Source organism: Paenarthrobacter sp. Z7-10 (genome assembly GCF_026932795.1).
In the GTDB taxonomy this organism is placed as follows: domain Bacteria; phylum Actinomycetota; class Actinomycetes; order Actinomycetales; family Micrococcaceae; genus Arthrobacter_M.
Window position 1 is genome coordinate 39202 of the sequence record NZ_JADPVH010000024.1, and the last position, 17773, is coordinate 56974.

General features: G+C 64.3%; 20 protein-coding genes. 4 read left to right on the forward strand and 16 right to left on the reverse strand.

The genetic code is table 11. The features are described from left to right. Positions 1–87 precede the first annotated feature (87 nt). From IV498_RS09100 to IV498_RS09175, 16 genes are all read right to left on the reverse strand, one after another. Positions 88–543 (reverse strand): flagellar hook assembly protein FlgD, encoded by a 456-nt coding sequence (locus IV498_RS09100; RefSeq protein ID WP_269046244.1) that lies wholly within the window; start codon positions 541–543, stop codon positions 88–90. Between the two features lie 17 nt (positions 544–560). Then, the gene (locus tag IV498_RS09105; RefSeq protein ID WP_269046245.1) at positions 561–2168 is read right to left on the reverse strand and encodes a flagellar hook-length control protein FliK; all 1608 of its coding nucleotides are present in this window, start codon (positions 2166–2168) and stop codon (positions 561–563) included. Continuing rightward, positions 2165–3052 (reverse strand): C40 family peptidase, encoded by an 888-nt coding sequence (locus IV498_RS09110; RefSeq protein WP_269046246.1) that lies wholly within the window; start codon positions 3050–3052, stop codon positions 2165–2167. Before IV498_RS09110 ends, IV498_RS09105 begins: the two co-directional genes overlap by 4 nt. After that, a complete protein-coding gene (locus IV498_RS09115) occupies positions 3049–3483 on the reverse strand; it encodes a flagellar export protein FliJ (RefSeq protein WP_269046247.1) in 435 nt (144 codons plus the stop codon). The genes IV498_RS09110 and IV498_RS09115 overlap by 4 nt, the downstream gene beginning before the upstream one ends. Next, positions 3483–4832 carry a FliI/YscN family ATPase gene (locus IV498_RS09120; protein WP_269046248.1) on the reverse strand — a complete coding sequence of 450 codons (1350 nt, stop codon included), beginning with the start codon at positions 4830–4832 and terminating at the stop codon, positions 3483–3485. Before IV498_RS09120 ends, IV498_RS09115 begins: the two co-directional genes overlap by 1 nt. Before the next feature lie 20 nt (positions 4833–4852). Continuing rightward, positions 4853–5551 (reverse strand): FliH/SctL family protein, encoded by a 699-nt coding sequence (locus IV498_RS09125; RefSeq protein WP_269046249.1) that lies wholly within the window; start codon positions 5549–5551, stop codon positions 4853–4855. Next, complete coding sequence (gene fliG / locus IV498_RS09130; protein WP_269046250.1) at positions 5541–6557, reverse strand: flagellar motor switch protein FliG; 1017 nt, start codon at positions 6555–6557, stop codon at positions 5541–5543. Before fliG ends, IV498_RS09125 begins: the two co-directional genes overlap by 11 nt. Continuing rightward, positions 6554–8137: a flagellar basal-body MS-ring/collar protein FliF gene (gene fliF, locus IV498_RS09135; protein WP_269046251.1), complete on the reverse strand. Its 1584-nt coding sequence runs from the start codon at positions 8135–8137 to the stop codon at positions 6554–6556. The genes fliG and fliF overlap by 4 nt, the downstream gene beginning before the upstream one ends. Then, positions 8137–8442 carry a flagellar hook-basal body complex protein FliE gene (fliE, locus tag IV498_RS09140; RefSeq protein ID WP_269046252.1) on the reverse strand — a complete coding sequence of 102 codons (306 nt, stop codon included), beginning with the start codon at positions 8440–8442 and terminating at the stop codon, positions 8137–8139. Before fliE ends, fliF begins: the two co-directional genes overlap by 1 nt. Continuing rightward, a complete protein-coding gene (locus IV498_RS09145) occupies positions 8442–8831 on the reverse strand; it encodes a flagellar basal body rod protein FlgC (RefSeq protein ID WP_442951330.1) in 390 nt (129 codons plus the stop codon). Before IV498_RS09145 ends, fliE begins: the two co-directional genes overlap by 1 nt. Next, positions 8831–9172 carry a flagellar basal body rod protein FlgB gene (locus tag IV498_RS09150; RefSeq protein ID WP_269046253.1) on the reverse strand — a complete coding sequence of 114 codons (342 nt, stop codon included), beginning with the start codon at positions 9170–9172 and terminating at the stop codon, positions 8831–8833. The genes IV498_RS09145 and IV498_RS09150 overlap by 1 nt, the downstream gene beginning before the upstream one ends. Positions 9173–9357: 185 nt before the next feature. Further along, on the reverse strand, positions 9358–9756 hold the full coding sequence (locus IV498_RS09155) for a hypothetical protein (protein ID WP_269046254.1): 399 nt from the start codon (positions 9754–9756) through the stop codon (positions 9358–9360). Then, the gene (gene fliS, locus IV498_RS09160) at positions 9749–10195 is read right to left on the reverse strand and encodes a flagellar export chaperone FliS (protein WP_269046255.1); all 447 of its coding nucleotides are present in this window, start codon (positions 10193–10195) and stop codon (positions 9749–9751) included. Before fliS ends, IV498_RS09155 begins: the two co-directional genes overlap by 8 nt. Then, entirely contained in the window at positions 10192–11577 is a 1386-nt protein-coding gene (fliD, locus tag IV498_RS09165) for a flagellar filament capping protein FliD (RefSeq protein ID WP_269046256.1), read from the reverse strand. The genes fliS and fliD overlap by 4 nt, the downstream gene beginning before the upstream one ends. A 275-nt stretch (positions 11578–11852) precedes the next feature. Then, the gene (locus tag IV498_RS09170) at positions 11853–13043 is read right to left on the reverse strand and encodes a flagellin N-terminal helical domain-containing protein (protein WP_269046257.1); all 1191 of its coding nucleotides are present in this window, start codon (positions 13041–13043) and stop codon (positions 11853–11855) included. 116 nt (positions 13044–13159) lie between these two features. Beyond that, the gene (locus IV498_RS09175) at positions 13160–13984 is read right to left on the reverse strand and encodes a sigma-70 family RNA polymerase sigma factor (RefSeq protein WP_269046258.1); all 825 of its coding nucleotides are present in this window, start codon (positions 13982–13984) and stop codon (positions 13160–13162) included. Between the two features lie 204 nt (positions 13985–14188). Between IV498_RS09175 and IV498_RS09180 the strand changes: the two genes are divergently transcribed. Genes IV498_RS09180 through fliW form a run of 4 tightly spaced genes read left to right on the forward strand, consistent with a single transcriptional unit; the run spans position 14189 to position 17389 of the window. Beyond that, a complete protein-coding gene (locus IV498_RS09180) occupies positions 14189–14671 on the forward strand; it encodes a flagellar protein FlgN (protein ID WP_269046259.1) in 483 nt (160 codons plus the stop codon). 10 nt (positions 14672–14681) lie between these two features. Continuing rightward, complete coding sequence (gene flgK / locus IV498_RS09185; RefSeq protein WP_269046260.1) at positions 14682–16106, forward strand: flagellar hook-associated protein FlgK; 1425 nt, start codon at positions 14682–14684, stop codon at positions 16104–16106. Between the two features lie 3 nt (positions 16107–16109). Further along, positions 16110–17024 (forward strand): flagellar hook-associated protein FlgL, encoded by a 915-nt coding sequence (flgL, locus tag IV498_RS09190; RefSeq protein ID WP_269046261.1) that lies wholly within the window; start codon positions 16110–16112, stop codon positions 17022–17024. Further along, the gene (gene fliW / locus IV498_RS09195) at positions 17021–17389 is read left to right on the forward strand and encodes a flagellar assembly protein FliW (RefSeq protein ID WP_269046262.1); all 369 of its coding nucleotides are present in this window, start codon (positions 17021–17023) and stop codon (positions 17387–17389) included. The genes flgL and fliW overlap by 4 nt, the downstream gene beginning before the upstream one ends. Positions 17390–17773: the final 384 nt, after the last annotated feature.

Below are 17773 nucleotides of genomic sequence, written 5' to 3' on the forward strand. Positions count from 1 at the left end.
GAGGTACTGCGGTTGGTACGACGTTATTGGAAGGAGATGTTGCTGAGGTTGGTGGGACGGCGGCAATGGGTGCGGAGGTGAGAACTGCTAAACGCTGCCGGAAGCGGGTGTTCCTGCGGCAGTGTCCGGACCGGTGGTGACGCCGGAGACGGCGTCCAGAGCCACGGTCTTGCCGTCGATGGTTATCTGCGGTACCGAGCCGGCATAGGAGACCGAACCGGCCACGCCGGTGACACTGACTCCGTCCTTATCGTCGTAGGTCACCTGCTTCCCCACCAGCGCGGCAGCCGCGATCCGCATCTGCAGGGAGAAGTTTTCCTGGTTGGTCGAGGCAAGGGTGGTGAGTTTTTCCATCATGGCCAGCTGAGTGGTTTGGCCGATCATGGCGTTGGTGTCCATCGGCGAACTGGGGTCCTGGTTCTGCAATTGGGTGACCAGCAGGGACATGAACATCGAACCATCCATGGTTTGTTTCGGAGCCCTGGTGGGAGCCGTGGAGTAGAGGCTGCTGCCTCCCGTGGCTGCTACTGATTCAACGGACAAAACGGGTGCTCCTTTTCTCAGGCGATGACATCGAGGGTGGACTGCGCGGTGGCTGGCGCGATTCGCTGTTCCGGGGCGGGCCCGGCAATCGGTACGTCGTGGCGTCCCGGATACAGCGGCGCCAGCGCTTCTGCCCGGTTGTGGAAGCCCTGGCCGGCCTGGTTTCCCGGCTGGCCGTTGGGCTGGTTTCCGGAGGACAAATCGAGGCTCGCGCTCAATCCGGTACTGGCCAAGTCCCGCCGGAGGTCTGCCATCACGGCCCGCAGTGCGTCCCGGCCGGCATCATTGGGGGCGAACAGTGCGATGCTGACGCTGTTGTCCGCCGAAATATGGGCCTGGACCGTCACTGGTCCGAGCGAATCGGGGGCTACCTTGATGATCATCACGTGATCGCCAGGGTTAGCCGCCGCCAGTGCCACCAACGGTCCGGACAGCTGGCCTGCCAGCGGCGTTGGTGCGACCGGGGTTGGCAGAGGTGCCGGAGGGGCGACGACGGCGGTTGGTCCCACCGCGGTCGGCGGCGCCGGCATCGCCGCGGCAGGGACGGCCGGGTTGAGCGCGCCAGGAGCGGCAGCCTCGACGGGGCCGGGCTTGTCTGTGTCCCCCGTCTTCGCGGGCACCGCAGCAAGCTGCAGTGCAGCGGCAGCGCTGCCCGCGCCCGCAGGAAAAGCCGCCGGCGGAACGGCTGCCACAGGAGGGGGTTCGTTTGGGGACGGGACATCCGTGATGCCGGTCGCGGCCGGGTTCAGGGCAGAAGTTACAGCCGCCGGGTTCAGGGCAGAAGTTACAGCCGCCGGCACCACGCCCGGGACCACGCCGGCCGGGACCATCAGCTGTGTCAATGCGGAAGCACCCTGACCCGCTGAGCCTGCGGACGTCTGCTCATCCACCTTGCCCGGGACGCTGCTATCCGGGGCCGTTGGACTGCCCTTGGCCCCTTCGAATCCGCCAGCACCTTTCGCCTGCGACGGCATGGACGCCATCATCCGAACCGCGGCAAGGTGAACTTCCGGACTGGAGCCCTTGATCCCCACCGCCAGTTCCAGCGTCCCCGGCGCACTGCCCCCGGGTTCTTCGGAACCGCCAGCACCTTTCGCCTGCGACGGCATGGACGCCGTCATCCGAAGCGCGGCAAGGTGAACGTCCGGACTGGAGCCCTTGATCCCCACCGCCAGTTCCAGCGTCCCCGGCGCACTGCCCCCGGGTGCTGGCTCCCCGCCTGTTGCCGGGGCAGGATTCGGTCCTGATTTCCGGCTGGAAACCGCGGGGTTCGCGTCCGTCGGCGGACCGGAAACAGCATCAGGGCCGACCCGCGCTTCAACGGTCGTTGGTTGCACGGCGGTGGCAGTCGGCGCCGTCCCCACTGTGGGGTTTCCCGACATACCCGAAGCCCCCATTCCAGCCGCGGCGCCCGAACCCACCGAAGCCGTGCCGCCGTCGTCGTCGGAGGCATCCTGCTTTGACGTCCTGGCTGCTGCCCCGCTGGCACGCTGCGATCCGAGCAGGGACTGCAGAACCGAGCCGAAGTCCATATCTCCGGGGTGGCCATCACTTTTCGCTGCACGCTGTGGTGTTGCGGTCCTCGACGAAGGCTGAGCCGCGGACAGCGGAATTACCGCGTTCATTTGCCGCTCCCCGCCAACAACGTGGCCCGCGCCGCCGACGCTTGGGCGAGCAGGCCATTCGGATCGCTGCCGGCAGCGGTTCCAGCAGCGGCGGCGGCCGTGGTGCCGGCCGATGCGTCCGGAGCCGCGGAAGGCACCACGCGGACGATCCTGTCGAACTGGAAGCCTGTCGGGATCGCAGCGATGCTGACTTTTTGGCCGGGAATCGGAGCATGGATGTATTGATTGTTGCCCAGATAGATGCCGATGTGCTCCACACCGTTCATCACCAGCAGGTCGCCTGGTTTAGCCTGCGCCAAGTTTGGAACTGTGGAACCGGCGTTCATCTGGTCGCGCACCAGCCGGGGTACGCTCACCCCGAGGTCTTTGAAGACGTGCTGGACGAATCCCGAGCAATCGAAACCGACGGCGGGGTCGGTGCCACCCCAGACATACGGCACACCCAGGTACTTCTTGGCCGCCACGGTAACGTCGGCGCCGGTGGCCCCCTTCGGATTGTCCGCCGTCACGGCCGCCGGCGAACCAATGCCGGCGGAGCTGGCAGATCTGCTCACACCGGAAGTGAGTGCCGCGGAGCCGGACTTGAGGGCACTGGAAATGGCACCGGATATTGCACTGGATCCTGCACCGGTTCCCGAACTGTCTGCCGTTCCCTGCGCTGCGGCCAGTGCATCGGCGAAAGCCGTGGATGATGTGCCGCCTGCCGCCGCCGTTGTCGTCGCCGCTGCCGCCGCCGTTGTCGTCGCCGCTGCTGCCGCCGTCGTCGTGGCCCCCGCCGTGGGGCGCGCGGACAGGGCAGCGGCACCGCCGGCACGGACGCTGGCCAGCTGCGACAGGGTGGCCTGGATTTGTCCTATCCGGCTCATCAGATCAACGGCGGTCATGGCTTGGCTACCTGCCGGCCCCGATGCCAGCTGGTAACGGCCAACTCGTCCAGAATCGTCTGCTCGGCGTGGAGTTCCTCAACCGCCGCCCGCTCGCGGTGCTTGGTTGCCAGCTTCTCCAGCCGCACCGACTCGGCCCGCGCCAGGTTGTACGCCGCCTGAGCCGCCTCGGCAGCGGCCTGATTCTGCACGGTCACGGCCGCCAGCTCGCTAAGCATGCTCCTCGAGGACGCCCGCGCGGCAGCCACAGCGCTTAAAGCGGCGGCGTTGGAGACGTCGCTGGGAGTTTCCTGCAGGTCCAGGTGCGCGGCATTTTGCCGGGCAGTATGCGCGGAGGATCTGCTGTTGGCCTGCGCGAGGTCGACGGCGGCGGCATCCTGGTGCAGCTGCTTCAGGCGCAGCAGCCCGGCCAGCGGGAATGAACGGGGCATCACAGACCTCCAAAGCTTTGGACAAGGTGATTGAGCTGGTTCCAGGCATCCGCTCCGGAGGACTGATCATCCATCCGCTGCTGCAGGAAGGCATTGATGTCGCCCTCGTGCTCCAGGGCAGCATCGACCAGCGGGTTGGTACCGCGCTGGTAAGCGCCGACGTCGATCAGGTCCTGGACGTTCCGGCGGGCGGCGAGGACCTTGCGCAGCCCGATGGCCGTGCGGCCCTCGTCCGCGGAAATAACTTTCGAGGCCACCCGGGAGATGGATCCCAGCACGTCAATGGAGGGAAAATGCCCGGAAACCGCGAGTTTGCGGTCCAGCACCACGTGCCCATCCAAAATGGATCGGGCCGCATCCGCGATTGGCTCGTTGTGATCGTCGCCGTCCACCAGCACCGTGTAGATGCCTGTCACAGACCCCCGCTCGCCCGTTCCGGCACGTTCGAGCAGTTGGGCCAGGACGGAAAAGGTCGACGGCGGATATCCACGGGTGGCAGGCGGCTCGCCGACGGACAGACCGATTTCCCGCTGGGCCATGGCCACTCGGGTCAGGGAGTCCATCATCAGCACGACGTCGGCACCCCGGTCGCGGAACGACTCGGCAATCCGCGTGGCAGTGAACGCCGCCCGCATCCGCATAAGCGCCGGTTCGTCGGAAGTGGAGACCACCACGACGGAGCGGGCCAGGCCCTCCGGACCCAGATCGTCCTCCAGGAACTCCCGGACCTCGCGGCCACGCTCCCCCACCAAGGCAATCACAGACACCTCGGCGTCGGTGCCGCGGGCCACCATCGAAAGCAGCGAGGATTTACCCACGCCGGAGCCGGCAAAGAGGCCGATGCGCTGCCCTTTTCCGACCGTGATGAGGGTATCCATGGCCCGCACGCCCAGCTGCAGCCGATCCGTGATGCGTGCCCGCGCCATGGCGGAGGGCGTAGCGTGATCCACCGGCACGTGGCCGTCCACCAGCAGCGGACCCTTGCCGTCGATGGGCCGGCCCAATCCATCAATGACCCGACCAAACAGTCCTGCACCGGTGGGCACCAGCAGCGGCCGGCCCTTGGAGCGCGCCGGCGAGCCGGCACCGATTCCGGTCAACCGGCTCAGCGGCATGCAGCGGATACCGGTGCGGGTGACAGCCACCACCTCGGCGTCAATTCCCTGGCCTTCGCCGATGGTGACCAGATCGCCTACGGCGCAGTCCAACCCGGCCAGTTCCACACCAAGTCCCACCACGGAGGAGACCGAGCCCACGCGTTCCGGCCGTGCCGCAGCCAGGGCACTGTCGAACCGCCCGGCGTGCGGACGCCAGCTGCTGCCGGCTGGAGCGCCAGCTGTGGTGCTCACGCTGGTGCCTGCTGTGGTGCTCACTGAGGTGCCCGCTGCGGTTCCTCGGCCAGCGCGTCCTTGGCCCGGGCCAGCGCGGTGCCAATCCGGGCATCGAGGTATCCATGTTCGAATTCCGCCATCGCATCCCCACGCTGCAGCCCGGCGTCGGGGATGAACTTCACGTCAGCCTCGGCGCGGGTGTCCTCGTCCAGCTGGGCCAGGTCCGCCGGGTGCATCCGGACGGTGTACGCTCCGGCGGCACCCCGGTGAACCAACGCCCGGGTGAGAGCGGCGCGGGCGCCATTGTCGCCTTCGGACAATTCCCGGCCCAGCACCGCCTCCGCCAGCTCCACCGAAGCGGCCAGCAGCACTTCCTGGGCCTCGGTGACCACCGGCAGCAGCACCGCATTCACGGCAGTTACAGCTGCGTGCATGCCGGCGACTGCCTGTTCCATCGTGGCCTGCAGCTGGCTCAGCATGGCCGCATGCTCAGCTTCCATCACGGCCAACCTGGATTTGGACTCCGCGTCCGCCGCGCGCATGCCGAAGGTGTAGCCAATGGAGTGCCCGCGAATATAGCCCGGCGTGCCGGGTCCGTCCGGCGGTGTTCCCTCCACCGGAGAAAAGCTGATCGGTGTAAACGCGGTGCTGGACCCTGTGCTGAACGCCGTGCTGCTGAACCCCGTGCTGGACGCCGTGCTGCTGAACGCCGTGCTGGACGCCGTGCTAGTAGACAAGGTCATCCTCCTCGTTCCGGCGCACGGTGATGGTTCCGGCCGCTTCCAGTTCGCGGATGGAACGGACGATATCCGCCCGCGCCTGCTCCACCTGCGAAGCCCGTACCGGGCCCACAGCCGAGCTTTCAGATTCCAGTATTTCCAGATTCCGCTCCGAGATGTTCGCGTGAACCACTTCAATCAGCTCCGGGGCAGCACCCTTGAGCGCCAGTGCCAGCACGGAGGCGCCGATGCCGCGCAGCACTTGCTGGACGTCCTTGCGCTCCAGCTTCACAATGTCCGGGAACGTCAGCATTCGGGAGCGGATTTCCTCGGCCAATACCGGATCGCGGGATTCCAGCCCCTCCATCAACGCCTTTTCGGTGGCCACATCCGCGCGGTTGAGGATGTCCACCAACGATTCGATGCCGCCCACAGTCTCGGTTTCCCGCAGCGAGACAACGGCCTTCGCGCGGATCTTGAGGGTCTCGGCGACAATACTGACTGCTTCGGGGGTGGCGGTGCCCATCGAGGCAAACGCCTGCGCCACCTCCGCACCCATGGATTCGCCCAGACCGGCAATGACCGAAGACGCTTTCTGCGCGTCAAGGTGCGCCAGGATCAGTGCGATGGTCTGCGGCAGCTCACCGTCCACCAGGATGACGATCTGGGCGGGATCAGCGCCGGCCAGGAACTCGAAAGAGGTTCCGGCCATGGATGAATCGAGCCGGCTCATCACCCCTGCCGCCTTTTCCTCACCAAAGGAGGCGTTCAGCAGTTCGACGGCGAAATCCCGGCCGCCGCGCGTGTGCGGGTTGGGGCGGAAACTCATCTCGTGGAACTCATCGATCACGGCACCAGCCAGGGCCGAATCCACCCGGCGCAGCCGGACAATCTCCGAGGTTATATCGTCCGCCTCGGCCTCGGTGAACTGTTTCATAACCTGCGCGGCCCGGCTGGGCTCGAGCTGCATGAGAATTACCGCAACTTTTTGCGTCCCGGTCAGCGCGGTCTCGGCAGTGCTCATACCGAGGACCTCTCATCCATCATGCTGCGCAGGTAATCCGCAGTCTTCTCCGGATCATGTGTGGCCAGCGATTCCAACCTGGCACGCTTGCCGTCAAGGTCCATCGGCGCATCCGGCAGTCGCGGAATCTCCAGGGCCGACGGCGGTCCCGGCAACTGCAGGGCGGTGGTGGCCGGATCGATAAGCAGCATCGGGTCCAGCCGCTCTCCCAGATCCACCGGCTCCCGACTCTGGCGCCGGTTCCGGCGCGCGTACAGGAAGAGCAGCAGGGCCGCCAGCACCAGCACGACGGCGGCAATAATGAGGGTTCGAATGGTATCGGCGGTGCGCTGGGCATCCGCATCGGCCTTCGCCGCGTCCAAAGCGGCCTTGGCCGCGGTGGCGCCGGCAGCGTTGAACGGCAGGGCCGCCACCGTAACGACGTCGCCGCGGGCGGCATTTACTCCGGCCGCGGAGGAAACCAGCGACTTCAACGTCGCCATGTCCACGCCGTTGGCCGCGCTGGAGTTCACCGCCACGGAGATGGTCTGGCGCGTCACGGTCCCACCCGGAATGGTGGTGGTTTGGGTGACCTTATTGACCGCGTTGTTCTTGGTGGTCTGGTCCGAAGTGAAGGTGCCGTTCCCGGCATCGGAGGGCACAGCCGTGCTCTGCGAACCGAGCACACCGGCGGCCTGGCCCCCAGTGCCGGAATAGGATTCGGTGTTCTTGGATTCGCTGAGCGCGGGAGCGCCGGAGGGGCTGGTAAAGGATTCCTCCACCTTTTGGCCGGTGTTTTGGTCAACCGTCGCAGAGACGGCGACCGTGGCGTTGCCCGGCCCGGCCACCCGGTCCAACATGGCCTGAACGGCACTGCCGACCCGCTTTTCATAATCGGTGGCCAGCTTGCTGTCGCTACCGGTCACCCCGGTGCCCACGGCGGAGAGGACATTACCGGAGGCGTCGACGACGGAGACGTTCGTTGGCTTCAGCCCGTCGACCGCAGCGGAGGTCAGATGAACGATGGCCTGGACCTGATCGGAGTTGAGCGTGGCACCCTTGGCAGTTTCGATGAAGACCGACGCCGTTGGGTCCTGTTTCTCGGAGACGAAAACGGTGTCCTTCGGGATGGCAAGCTTCACGGAAGCCGTCTGCACGCCATCCATCGCCTCAATCGTGGAAGCCAGCTCCCCTTCCATGGCCCGCTTGTAGGTCACGGACTGCTGGAACTCCGATGAGGTGACGCCCATATTGTCCAGCAGAGAATATCCAGCTGTCTTACTGGCCGGCAGCCCCGCGGCCGCGGCTTTGAGCCGCTCGTCGTATACCTTGGCATCCGGCACCAGGATGGTTCCGCCGCCATTGGTCAGCTCGTACGGGACGCCATCGGTGCGCAACTGGTCGACGATGCTGCTCGCATCTGCCGCCTGCAGGCCGGAGAAGAGCGGCGTGTAGGCCGGCTTACCGAGCCAGGACGTCAACGCAATGCCGCCCAGGACCAGACCTGCCACTCCGATGATGGCCAAAGTCCGCTGGGCGATGCTGAAGCCTCGAACTGTTGAGCCCAGTCGGGCAAACATTGCCGTAATCTGCGGCGGCATCAGGCTTGCATCCGCATGATCTCGTTGAACGCGTCGATGCCCTTGTTCCGCACGGCCGCCACTACTTCCAGGGTGACCTGGGCGCGGGTGGCCGCCAGGGTGGCGGTGTGGATGTCATCCAGGCTGCCCGTGACCGCTTTCACGGCCAGCGTGTTGGAGTTGGACTGCAGCTGCTGCAGCCCGTCCACCGCACCGGTCAGGCTGCTCGCGAAGCCCGAGCCATCGCTGCTGGCCGCGGGTTGGACGCTGGGCAGATATCCCGTGGCGCTGACGCCCTGAACCCCGCCGATGGGGGGAATAGTCATCAGGCTTTTCCGATCTGCAAGGCGGACTCGTACATGGTTTTGGCGCGGTCGACGACGGCGGCGTTGGCCTGGTAGCCGCGCTGGGCCATGATCAGCGAACTCATTTCGGTGGACAGGTCGATGTCCGGGTAACGGACGTTTCCGGCATTGTCCGCCAGCGGGTTGTCCGGCTCGTGAACCACCCGGCCCGCGGCGCTGCCAAAGGTGGCCCCGGCAATGTGGACCCCGGCGGTGCCCGGATTCTCCTGGGCATCGATGTAGCGGGCCTGGAAGGCGTTGCCGCTGGTACTTCGGGCCGTGTTCACGTTGGCGATGTTGTCCGCGATGGCGTCCAGCCAGGCACGGTGCACGGACAAGGCTGAGCCGGCGATGGAAATGGCATCGGTCATCAGTTCGTCCTCAGGGCTGTGCGGACGCCGGTGAATGGAGCATTCGACGCCTGCGTGGCGAACTGGTAGCGCAGCACCGTGTCGATATTTTCCAGCGTCTCGGTGTCCAGATTGACGTTATTGCCGTTCAGCTGGGTCGGATCGAGGGAGCGTTCGGTGCTCGACATAACGTGCCCGTCACCGGCCTGCACGGACTGGGCCAGCGCATCCTCGAACGTCACTCGCTTGGCGTGGTAATCGGGAGTGTTGACATTGGCAATATTGCTGGCGATGGTGCGTTGACGCAGGGCCAAGCCGTCGAGGGCGCTCGTCAGAGCAACAGTGGTCACGGAATCGAACACGGCTACCAGCTTCGTCTGGGAAGGGAGTGAGGTGCGGCCGATCCGTGGCCTTGTGAACGAGCGATCCGTGCTCGTTTACACCTATCGGCATCCCTGAGGCGCCGGTAAGGACTTTTATGCAGTGATTTGGGCAGGGTCTTCAGCCGGGCCTGGCACCTTATTTAGGACTGGCTTGGAATGGATTTTCAGCCGGTGACGTCCAGGAAGACGGACTGCCCTGCGCGGCGTACTTCGGGGACGGCGGCGATGGCCGCCAAATGCCGCAGCGTGCGGCCTTGGGCATCCTCGAGATGGGCCACGACCTGCTGCTGGGCTGCCAGCAGGCCACGGGCGCGCTCCACCAGTGCTGAGGGAATGGGACCAAGGTTATGCGGTGCAGTCCATTGTCCCGAGTCCCAAAAAGACTCCTGCGCCGAAAAATTAGGCTCGGACGCCGTGCCCGACTCCAGCGAACTGGCCGCAAGCCGGCCCGAAGCCTTCAGCTCCGCTTCCATCCTGGCCAGCACATCGGCCCACGCCGCATGATTGCCAGACTCTTCGGAGGGCAAGGCGGGGATGGCGTGGCTGGACAGCATGCTAGCCAACTCCAAGCATTCCACCCACGCGTTCCGCGGCGGGTGCCACGGCCGGTAGGGCAGCCGGAATCAGGGCCGCCGCCTCGTGCCAGGACGCGCGCAGCGGTTCCAGTAATGCGATGCAATCCCTGGTCTTGACCGCATCCCGATGAATGTTCGCATCGATCAAGGCAGATGACGCGTAGTTGTACAGACCCAGCAGCCCTTCGGCACCGTCCCAGGCGTCCACGTTCAGGGACGATGCGAGTTCCGCGACGATGGCTTGGGCATGGATCAGATTTTCCGAGGCAACATCCCATTGTCGGCCCTGCTGCGCCAGCTCCGCGCGGTTCAAATCCAGCAGCAGCCGGTCGTAGAGCATGGTCAGCAGGCGGGCCGGGGGTGCGGAGAGCGCGGCCTCGCGGTTGTACTGGGACAGTTGCGCCTTGGCGCCGTACATCATAGTCATGAGGAGCTCGAGTTGTTGTTGGACTGGTTCATGGTGGGCAGCGCGGCCAGCTGGGAGGTCAGCCAGGTCCCCTGGGATTTGATGGAACTGAGGGCAAGTTCCATGTCAGAGTAGGTTTTCTTCAAAATCGACTGGCGCGTCGCCAGCCGGTCGTCCCAATCCGCAATCTGCTTGTTCAGGTCATCGACCGAGGACTTCTGCCCGGTGATCTTGGTGGTGATAGTCCCGGTGTAAGGATCCGAGGCAGCGGCTGCGGCGTCGGATATCCGTTGCGCAAGGGTCTGCAGCGTAGCCTGAGTCCCGGTTGGGTCGCTGGCCATGGCGGCGGCGAACTTCGCGGCGTCAAAGGCCATGTTCCCGGTCTTGGTGATGCTGATGCCGTATTCGGAGGGCGAATGCCCGTTGACCGGCATCGATGCCGCGGAAAGCAGGCTCTGATTGACACCGGAGATGCTGCTGTCCCCGGTAAACACGCCGCCGGAGACCGTCGCCACGCCGGTGCTGCTGGTGGAGGTGGTAACAGCGCTTCGGTTGGAGATGACCGCGAAAATATTGTTCAGCGCGGAAACCAGGCCGGAGGCAACGGCACTGATCTGATTGTCATCCCGGGCCACCGAGACGGTGGTGGCCGGTTTCAAAGGGTCTGAAACCGCGTTGACGGTCATGGAGACACCGGGCAGCAGGTCGGAGAACGTGTTCGACGACGACGTCACCACTTGTTCGGCGGCCGAGCCGGCCCAGAGGGTAACCTGCGCGTCCTGGGCTGGTCGGATGGCCGTCGTCGGCAACGCCGTTGCGGTCTTCGCCGCAACTTCGGCGGCGGTTCCCTGGAAAATCTGGAATCCGCCGGCCACACCGGATGCCGTTGCCGCGAACTGCAGGCGGTAGGAACCGGATCCAACGGAGACTTTGGTCGCGCTTACTACCGTTCCAGCGGCATTAAAAGCACTGATTACATCATCGAGGGAGGAGGATTTGGGCGTGATCTCCGTCGAAACGCCACCGACCACGACGGTCAATGCCGTGAGACCAGACGGGTCCGCCATGGCGTCGGAGACCGAGACCTGCGCCTGCGCCAACTGTTTGACAACCACATCAATCGAACCGGCATTGGCCGTGCTCGTCGCGGTCGCGGTGACGTTATTCGAACTGGCCGAGGTCTTGTAAAGGTTCAGCGCACCCGGGGCTGCGTTCCCCTTGGCCAGCGTTGCCAGGTCCGAAATTTGTGAATTGAGGCCCTGCAGTGCCGAGACCGTGGTCTGCACGCTGGTCGCCTGGTTTTTCAGCAGTGTCTGCGGAATCGCTTCAACCTGCATGAGCTGCGAGATCAAAGCCGTGGTGTCCAGACCGCTGGAGAGTCCGTCCAGGGAGATGCCGGCCATGTCTGGTCCTCCATTGCAGGTTGGGTAAGCACAGGTGGATTTTGCGCAGTTTAAGTGGGTACAGCTGTCGTATCTGATCGTTGCGCCGGTGCGGCGCGGACTGCGGCCTCACGGTAGTCACTGTCTCGGTGGCCCCGCGAAGCCGCAGCCTTACGCAATTGCCCGGGTCAGAAGAACGATGCTCAGCCGGCGCCGAAGAAGAGGGGTCCAGTTCTCCTTCGGCCACCGGCCAATTCCCGCATCCTTACCCGTGGCCGACTGTGCAGCCATCGAGCTTACTGCAGGAGCTTCAGCACACCCTGGTTGGACTGGTTGGCCTGCGCGAGCATGGCGGTTCCGGCCTGCGAGAGGATACTGGAGCGGGTGTACTTGACCATTTCCGACGCCATGTCCGTGTCCGTAATGCGGGACGCGGACGCGGAGAGGTTCTCCTTGGAGATGTTGATGGTCTGGATAGCGGACTCCAGCCGGTTCTGCGTGGCACCCAAGGTTGCACGAGCCGTGGAAACACTCGTGATCTGCGCGTCAAGCGTGTTGATGGCATCCTGCGACGACGCCGCGGAGGTGAAGTCCAATCCTCCGGTTCCGGCGACCCCCACGGTCCCCTGCGTAAGGCCGGCGGGGGCTGTGGCACTGGTGACCGCACCGCCGTCATTGGCCTTGACGACTATGCCGTTGCCCTCGCCGTTGGCTCCCGTCGTCACGGTCGCCGTGAAGCTGGCCGAGAAATTCTTGTCGGAGTTCAACGCTGCGGCGTAGTCCTTGACGCTGTTAAAGGAGCCAACGGCACCGAAACTGGAATCCGTCGTAACCGAAGTCGCAACACCGCCCGTGGTTGTGGTGAACGTGGCCGGTCCGCCGATGGTCGCGAGAGCAGCGGGGTCAATGGCATAGGCAGTTCCCGTCGCCGATCCCGCACCGGATGCCAGAGTCGTGGCAATGGTGGAGACATTGGAACCGGCCAGATCGATTTGGATCTGGCTGGCGCCGTCACCATTCGCGCCAACCTGGAAATTGAGTTTTCCATCACCTGCAGATCCCGCTGAGCCGTCGAGCAGCTTGGTGCCGCCGAAGTTGGTGGAACCTGCAATGCGGCCAAGTTCCAGAACGAGGCTGTCCGCTTCCGTCTTGATGGCACCGCGGGAATCGGCGTTGTTGGAGTCGTTGGCGCCCTGGACCGCAAGATCGCGCAGACGCTGCAGGATCGACTGAGCCTGGCTCAGTCCACCTTCAGCGGTCTGAATGACGTTGACGCCGTCCTGGGCATTCGTCGCAGCAACCGTGAGGCCACCGATCTGCGACTTCATGCCCTCGGAGATGGCCAGGCCGGCAGCGTCATCTGCTGCACGGTTGATGCGCAGGCCGCTGGAAAGCTTCTCCAGCGACTTGTTCAAGGCCGACTGCGTGTTGTTCAGGTTCCGGTATGCATTGTTTGCGGAAAGGTTGGTATTAACTGTGAAACCCATGATGTGTTCCTCCGTGAGTGGGCTAACTGCGCCTGCCCATCCATGGGCTGGCACCGTTAGCTATCGGCGAAACGAACTCAGCGGTTAGCAGTTACCGGAAGAACTTGGAAATACGGTCAGGAAACGGAGGCGCCCATTGGCGCAGCATGGTGGTGCCCGCGGGTGGTGATACCGCCGAAGGTGTGATCCCCCACTGCTGTCAGGTAAGCATTGCGCCGCTGCGGCGCAATGCGCGACAGCGGCACATACTCGATGGCGCCGTCGTCGTCCGCGTAATGCGTGGCCATACCATCGGTGAGCAGCCGGATCGCCTCGGCACGCTGCTGCGAGACCGCGGAATGCGTGGAGCCGAGCTCGGCGGCGATTTCCTTGACGCTGCGGTCCTGAAAGTAAATCTGTTCAACGACGTAGCGCATCTTCTCCGGCAGCGCTGCAACGGCGGCGCGCAAATACTTCAGGCGTTCGGAGGCCAGCAGTTCCTTCTCCGGTGAGGCGCTGTCTGCGACGAGGAACTCGGCAGTGACGTCGTCGAGGGTGGATACCGTTCGAGCGGCATCGGCCAGAGCCGCGGCCGCCTCCTCACCGCTCACACCCAACGCACCGGCAATTTCATCCACTGAGGGAGTGCGGCCAAGGGCTGCTGTCAGGGTCTCGCGGACCACGAGGGTTTCCTTTATCCGCTTTCGGGCCGAACGCGGTGCCCAGTCATTGGCCCGCATCTCATCAGCGAAGGCTCCGACAATGCGCCGGCGGGCAAAGGCGCCGAACGGCACACCCAAGTCCGGGTTGAAGGACTCAGCCGAGGTGATCAGCGCCAGCGCGCCAACTGATGCCAGATCATCACGGGACAGATGTGTGGCCTTGGCACACAATTCGGAGACGAGATAGCCCACCAATGGAAGGTTTTCGACCACCATCTCGTTACGCAGCGCACGATTCACTTGTAGGACCCCCAGGAAGCTCAAGACTGCTAGAAATTGGGCTCCCCCCTGGCCTGGAGACACAGGCCATTCGTACTATCTGGGACGCACACGTGAAACATACCATCAAAAAGGCCTAACATGGGAGTGTTTCCTGTCGATAGTTAATAACAACTGGGCGGCGGTCGGAAGTCCATCTGAATAATCAAGAGGAGCTGATGAAACGTGGGTGCCCAGGAACTCTCAGCGTTGCTCTGGAAAGAACGTGAGCTGCTGGAGCTGCTGACGTTCAAACTGGAAGAGGAACAGCTGATCCTGACCTCGGGGAAGTCCCGCTGGCTTCAGCATGCCACCCGCGAGGTCGAGCAGGTGGTGGAGCACCTGCGAAGCGCTGGATTGGGCAGCAGTGTGGAGGTTTCCGCACTGGCAAGGGCATGGGGATCGGACGAAAGCGCCACCCTGCGTGAGCTGGTGGCGCAGGCACCAGCCGGGCCATGGGGGGAAATCTTCGACTCCCATCTGAAGGCGATGGTCGCCCTGACCAGCCAGGTCCGTGAGCTGCGTGACGCCAATGACCAATTCCTCCGTGCCGCGGCCCGATCTGCGCAGGAGACGCTGGTGAGCGCGGGCACGGACTCCGGCACCTACGACTTCCGCGGCGCCACCGGTACCGATGCCGGCGCCCGACTTTTCGACAGATCCTTGTGAGGACCCAACCATGAGCACCTTCGGCGCCCTGAATACCGCGTTTTCAGGCCTCAATGCCGCCCGACAGGGTTTGAATGTCGTGGGGCAGAACATAGCCAACGCCAACACTGCCGGCTACACCCGGCAGCGGGTCAGCACCTCCTCTGTCCCAGCAACGGCCGACGTGGGGCTTTTCAGTGGTGGAACACGTGCCGGCCAGGGCGTATCGGTCGACGGCGTTGCCCGCCTGGGCGATTCGTTCCTCGATGCCCGGGTGCGCTCCACCACGGCCGACGCAGGCTACACCGCAGTGCGAAGCAACGCCCTGACCGCTATTGAGGACAGCACCCGTGAACCCGGCGAGGACGGCATCTCGGCGAAACTCACGGCCTTCTGGGCCGGATGGGGCGCCGTCTCCAATCAGGCCGGCGAGCCGGCGCCGGCGGTGCTGCTTCTTTCCGCCGCGAACGCTCTGACCGGGCAGTTGGCCAGCGGTTACAGTGCGTTGGAGGACCAGTGGTCGCAGACCCGGTCACAAACGGACGCGATGACCACTGACCTAAACAACGCGGCGTCGCAGGTGGCCGACCTGAACGCCGCGATCCGCTCCACGCTGGCAGCCGGCGGTTCAGCCAATGAGCTGATGGACCAGCGCAGCACGCTGACAACCAGTATCGCTTCACTCGCCGGCGGTACGGTCAGGGAGGCAAAGGACGGAACGGTCGATGTCTACATCGGCGGAAACCCCCTCGTTACCGGCGCAACATCCCGGACGGTGAAACTCACCGGCGCGTCCAGTATGGACGCCAACGGTGCGGCTGCTCCGGTGCAGCTGGAGTGGGCGGACAATCCCGGCCAAATGGTACCGCTGGACGGCGGTGAAATAGCAGGCGCTATCTCCGTACTGGCTCCGGCGGACGGCACGGACTCAGGCGGTGCGATAGCTGAGGCGGCGAAGTCCTACAACGACTTTGCCAGCAACCTCAGCGCCGCAGTCAATGCCGTGCACGCCGGGGGCGTCACTTCCGCCGGAAAGCCGGGGACGAACTTCTTCGCCAGCTCCGGAGGTCCTGCAGCAAAAAACCTCACCGTTGTGCCGCAAAGCGTCGCCGACCTGGCCACCGGAGCCCCCGGCGCTGGCGGCCTGGACGGCAGCAATGCGGACAAAATTTCGCAGCTAGGCACCGGTCCGGCATCCCCGGACAGCGCCTGGAGCACTTTCATCACCAAACTCGGCGTTTCCTCCCGCACGGAACAGCAGCACGGCACACTCGCCGCTGCCTCCGCCTCGGCGGCAGTACAGACGCAGGCCTCCTCCGCCTCGGTGGACCTCGACGAGGAAAACATGAACATGCTCTCGTATCAGCACGCCTACCAAGCCGCCGCCCGGGTCATGACGGCCGTTGATGACATGCTGGATACGCTGATCAACAAAACCGGACTTGTGGGGAGATAGCGCATGCTCAGTCGTGTGACCAACCAGACCATAATGGCCTCCGCGCAGCGGAACCTGCAGTCGAGTGCGGCCCAACTGGCCAAGGCGCAGTCTCAGGCCATGTCGCTGAAGGTGATGGACCGGCCCTCGGATAATCCGATGGCTGCTGCCGCGTCGCTGCAGGTGCGGGCACAGGCAGCGGCCGCGGATCAGTACGGCCGCAATATCGACAACGGCACATCTTGGCTTGCCACCATTGACACCGCAATGTCCAACACCAACAGTCTTCTGAACCAGGTCCGGGACCTGACGGTTCAGGGTGGGAACGGCTCGCTCAATCAGGCCGCAAAGGACGTGCTGGCCGGACAGTTGGATAGTCTCAAGACAGACCTGCTGAACCAGGCAAACACGAAGTTTATGGGCCGGAACGTCTTTGCCGGTAACTCCGATGCCACCGCTGCTTTCGTCCAGACAAGTGCTCCTGGTACCGGCACATCCACGGTTACGTATACCGGGACGCCGGGAGCGATCGTGGAACGGCGCATCGGTCCCGACACCACCGTGCGGGTTGACGCCGACGGAGACGCGATCTTCGGCAGCAAGGGCGCGGCCGGATCGGTCTTCAGCCTGCTGGACAGCATTGCTTCCGACCTGCGCAAGGGGTTGGATCCCACCGCTCATTTGACGGAAGTTGACGCACGGATGACCACCGTCAGAGGGCAGCAGGCGGATATGGGCGCCCGGCAGGCACAGATCCTGAAGGCAAAGGACACAAACGTGGAACTGCAAGGGTCGTTGGAAGCGAACCGGGCCGGCATCGAGGACCTCGATCTGGGCAAGGCCATCCTTGATCTGCAGTTGCAGCAGGTCAACTATCAGGCGGCCTTGGCCGTTACGGCGAAAGTTCTCCCGCAGACCTTGATGGACTTCCTGCGGTGAGCGTACTGACCTTTTTGGCACCACCGCCGGGACTGGCACCGCTGGTGGATTTTGACCTGAAGCCCGTCTCGGGCGCCGCAGGGCTGTACACACTGCAGTCCGTTGCGAATGCGGAGAAAAGGATGTTCGTCCTGGACGCTTCCGTTTACCTGCCTGAGTATTCGCCGATTCTCTCGGATGCGCAGTGCGCGTCGTTGACCCTCGGCAGCCCGGAAGACGCACAGGTCCTGGTGGTCGCAAACCCTGGCACGGGTTCCACAACGCTGAATCTGCTGGCCCCCATAGTGGTTAATCGGACGACGGATATCTGTTCGCAGCTGATCCTGGAAGGACAGGGCTGGCCGTTGCGCGCCGTGCTGGGCTAATTTCCGCCAGCTAGCTGGCGGAGGCAATCATCCTCCGCATGGTGGTACCCCGCAACAAAACCACCACCATCGGCGCCAGCTTCGCCAATACCCTGGAATCTCTTCTTCCGGTACCCCGGTAAGGCAGTGGCAGGAAGATACTGAAGACGGCATTTTGGCGACAGTGACAGCACCGGCAAGTGTTGGCGACATTCGTCCGCACTGTGGCGACGCCGGCACCGGCCGCGGTTGAAAAAAGCCCTACCGGATCTATCGGGGGAATGACCCGGCAGGGCCTCCCTGCAATTCTACTTTGCGGGCAGCGTCCCTGTGCCATCATGCCCGGCCTGCCCGGTATGGGTGAGTACGCGAAATGAGAGGGCCGGCCGAGGGCCGGCCCTCTCA

Coding starts and splice junctions, on each gene's coding strand:
- IV498_RS09105 (WP_269046245.1), bottom strand. CDS start 2,168: ATGAACGCGGTAATTCCGCTGTCCGCGGCTCAGCCTTCGTCGAGGACC.
- IV498_RS09110 (WP_269046246.1), bottom strand. CDS start 3,052: ATGACCGCCGTTGATCTGATGAGCCGGATAGGACAAATCCAGGCCACC.
- IV498_RS09115 (WP_269046247.1), bottom strand. CDS start 3,483: ATGCCCCGTTCATTCCCGCTGGCCGGGCTGCTGCGCCTGAAGCAGCTG.
- fliG (WP_269046250.1), bottom strand. CDS start 6,557: ATGAGCACTGCCGAGACCGCGCTGACCGGGACGCAAAAAGTTGCGGTA.
- fliF (WP_269046251.1), bottom strand. CDS start 8,137: ATGCCGCCGCAGATTACGGCAATGTTTGCCCGACTGGGCTCAACAGTT.
- fliE (WP_269046252.1), bottom strand. CDS start 8,442: ATGACTATTCCCCCCATCGGCGGGGTTCAGGGCGTCAGCGCCACGGGA.
- IV498_RS09145 (WP_442951330.1), bottom strand. CDS start 8,831: ATGACCGATGCCATTTCCATCGCCGGCTCAGCCTTGTCCGTGCACCGT.
- fliS (WP_269046255.1), bottom strand. CDS start 10,195: ATGACTATGATGTACGGCGCCAAGGCGCAACTGTCCCAGTACAACCGC.
- fliD (WP_269046256.1), bottom strand. CDS start 11,577: ATGGCCGGCATCTCCCTGGACGGACTCTCCAGCGGTCTGGACACCACG.
- IV498_RS09170 (WP_269046257.1), bottom strand. CDS start 13,043: ATGGGTTTCACAGTTAATACCAACCTTTCCGCAAACAATGCATACCGG.
- flgK (WP_269046260.1), top strand. CDS start 14,682: ATGAGCACCTTCGGCGCCCTGAATACCGCGTTTTCAGGCCTCAATGCC.
- flgL (WP_269046261.1), top strand. CDS start 16,110: ATGCTCAGTCGTGTGACCAACCAGACCATAATGGCCTCCGCGCAGCGG.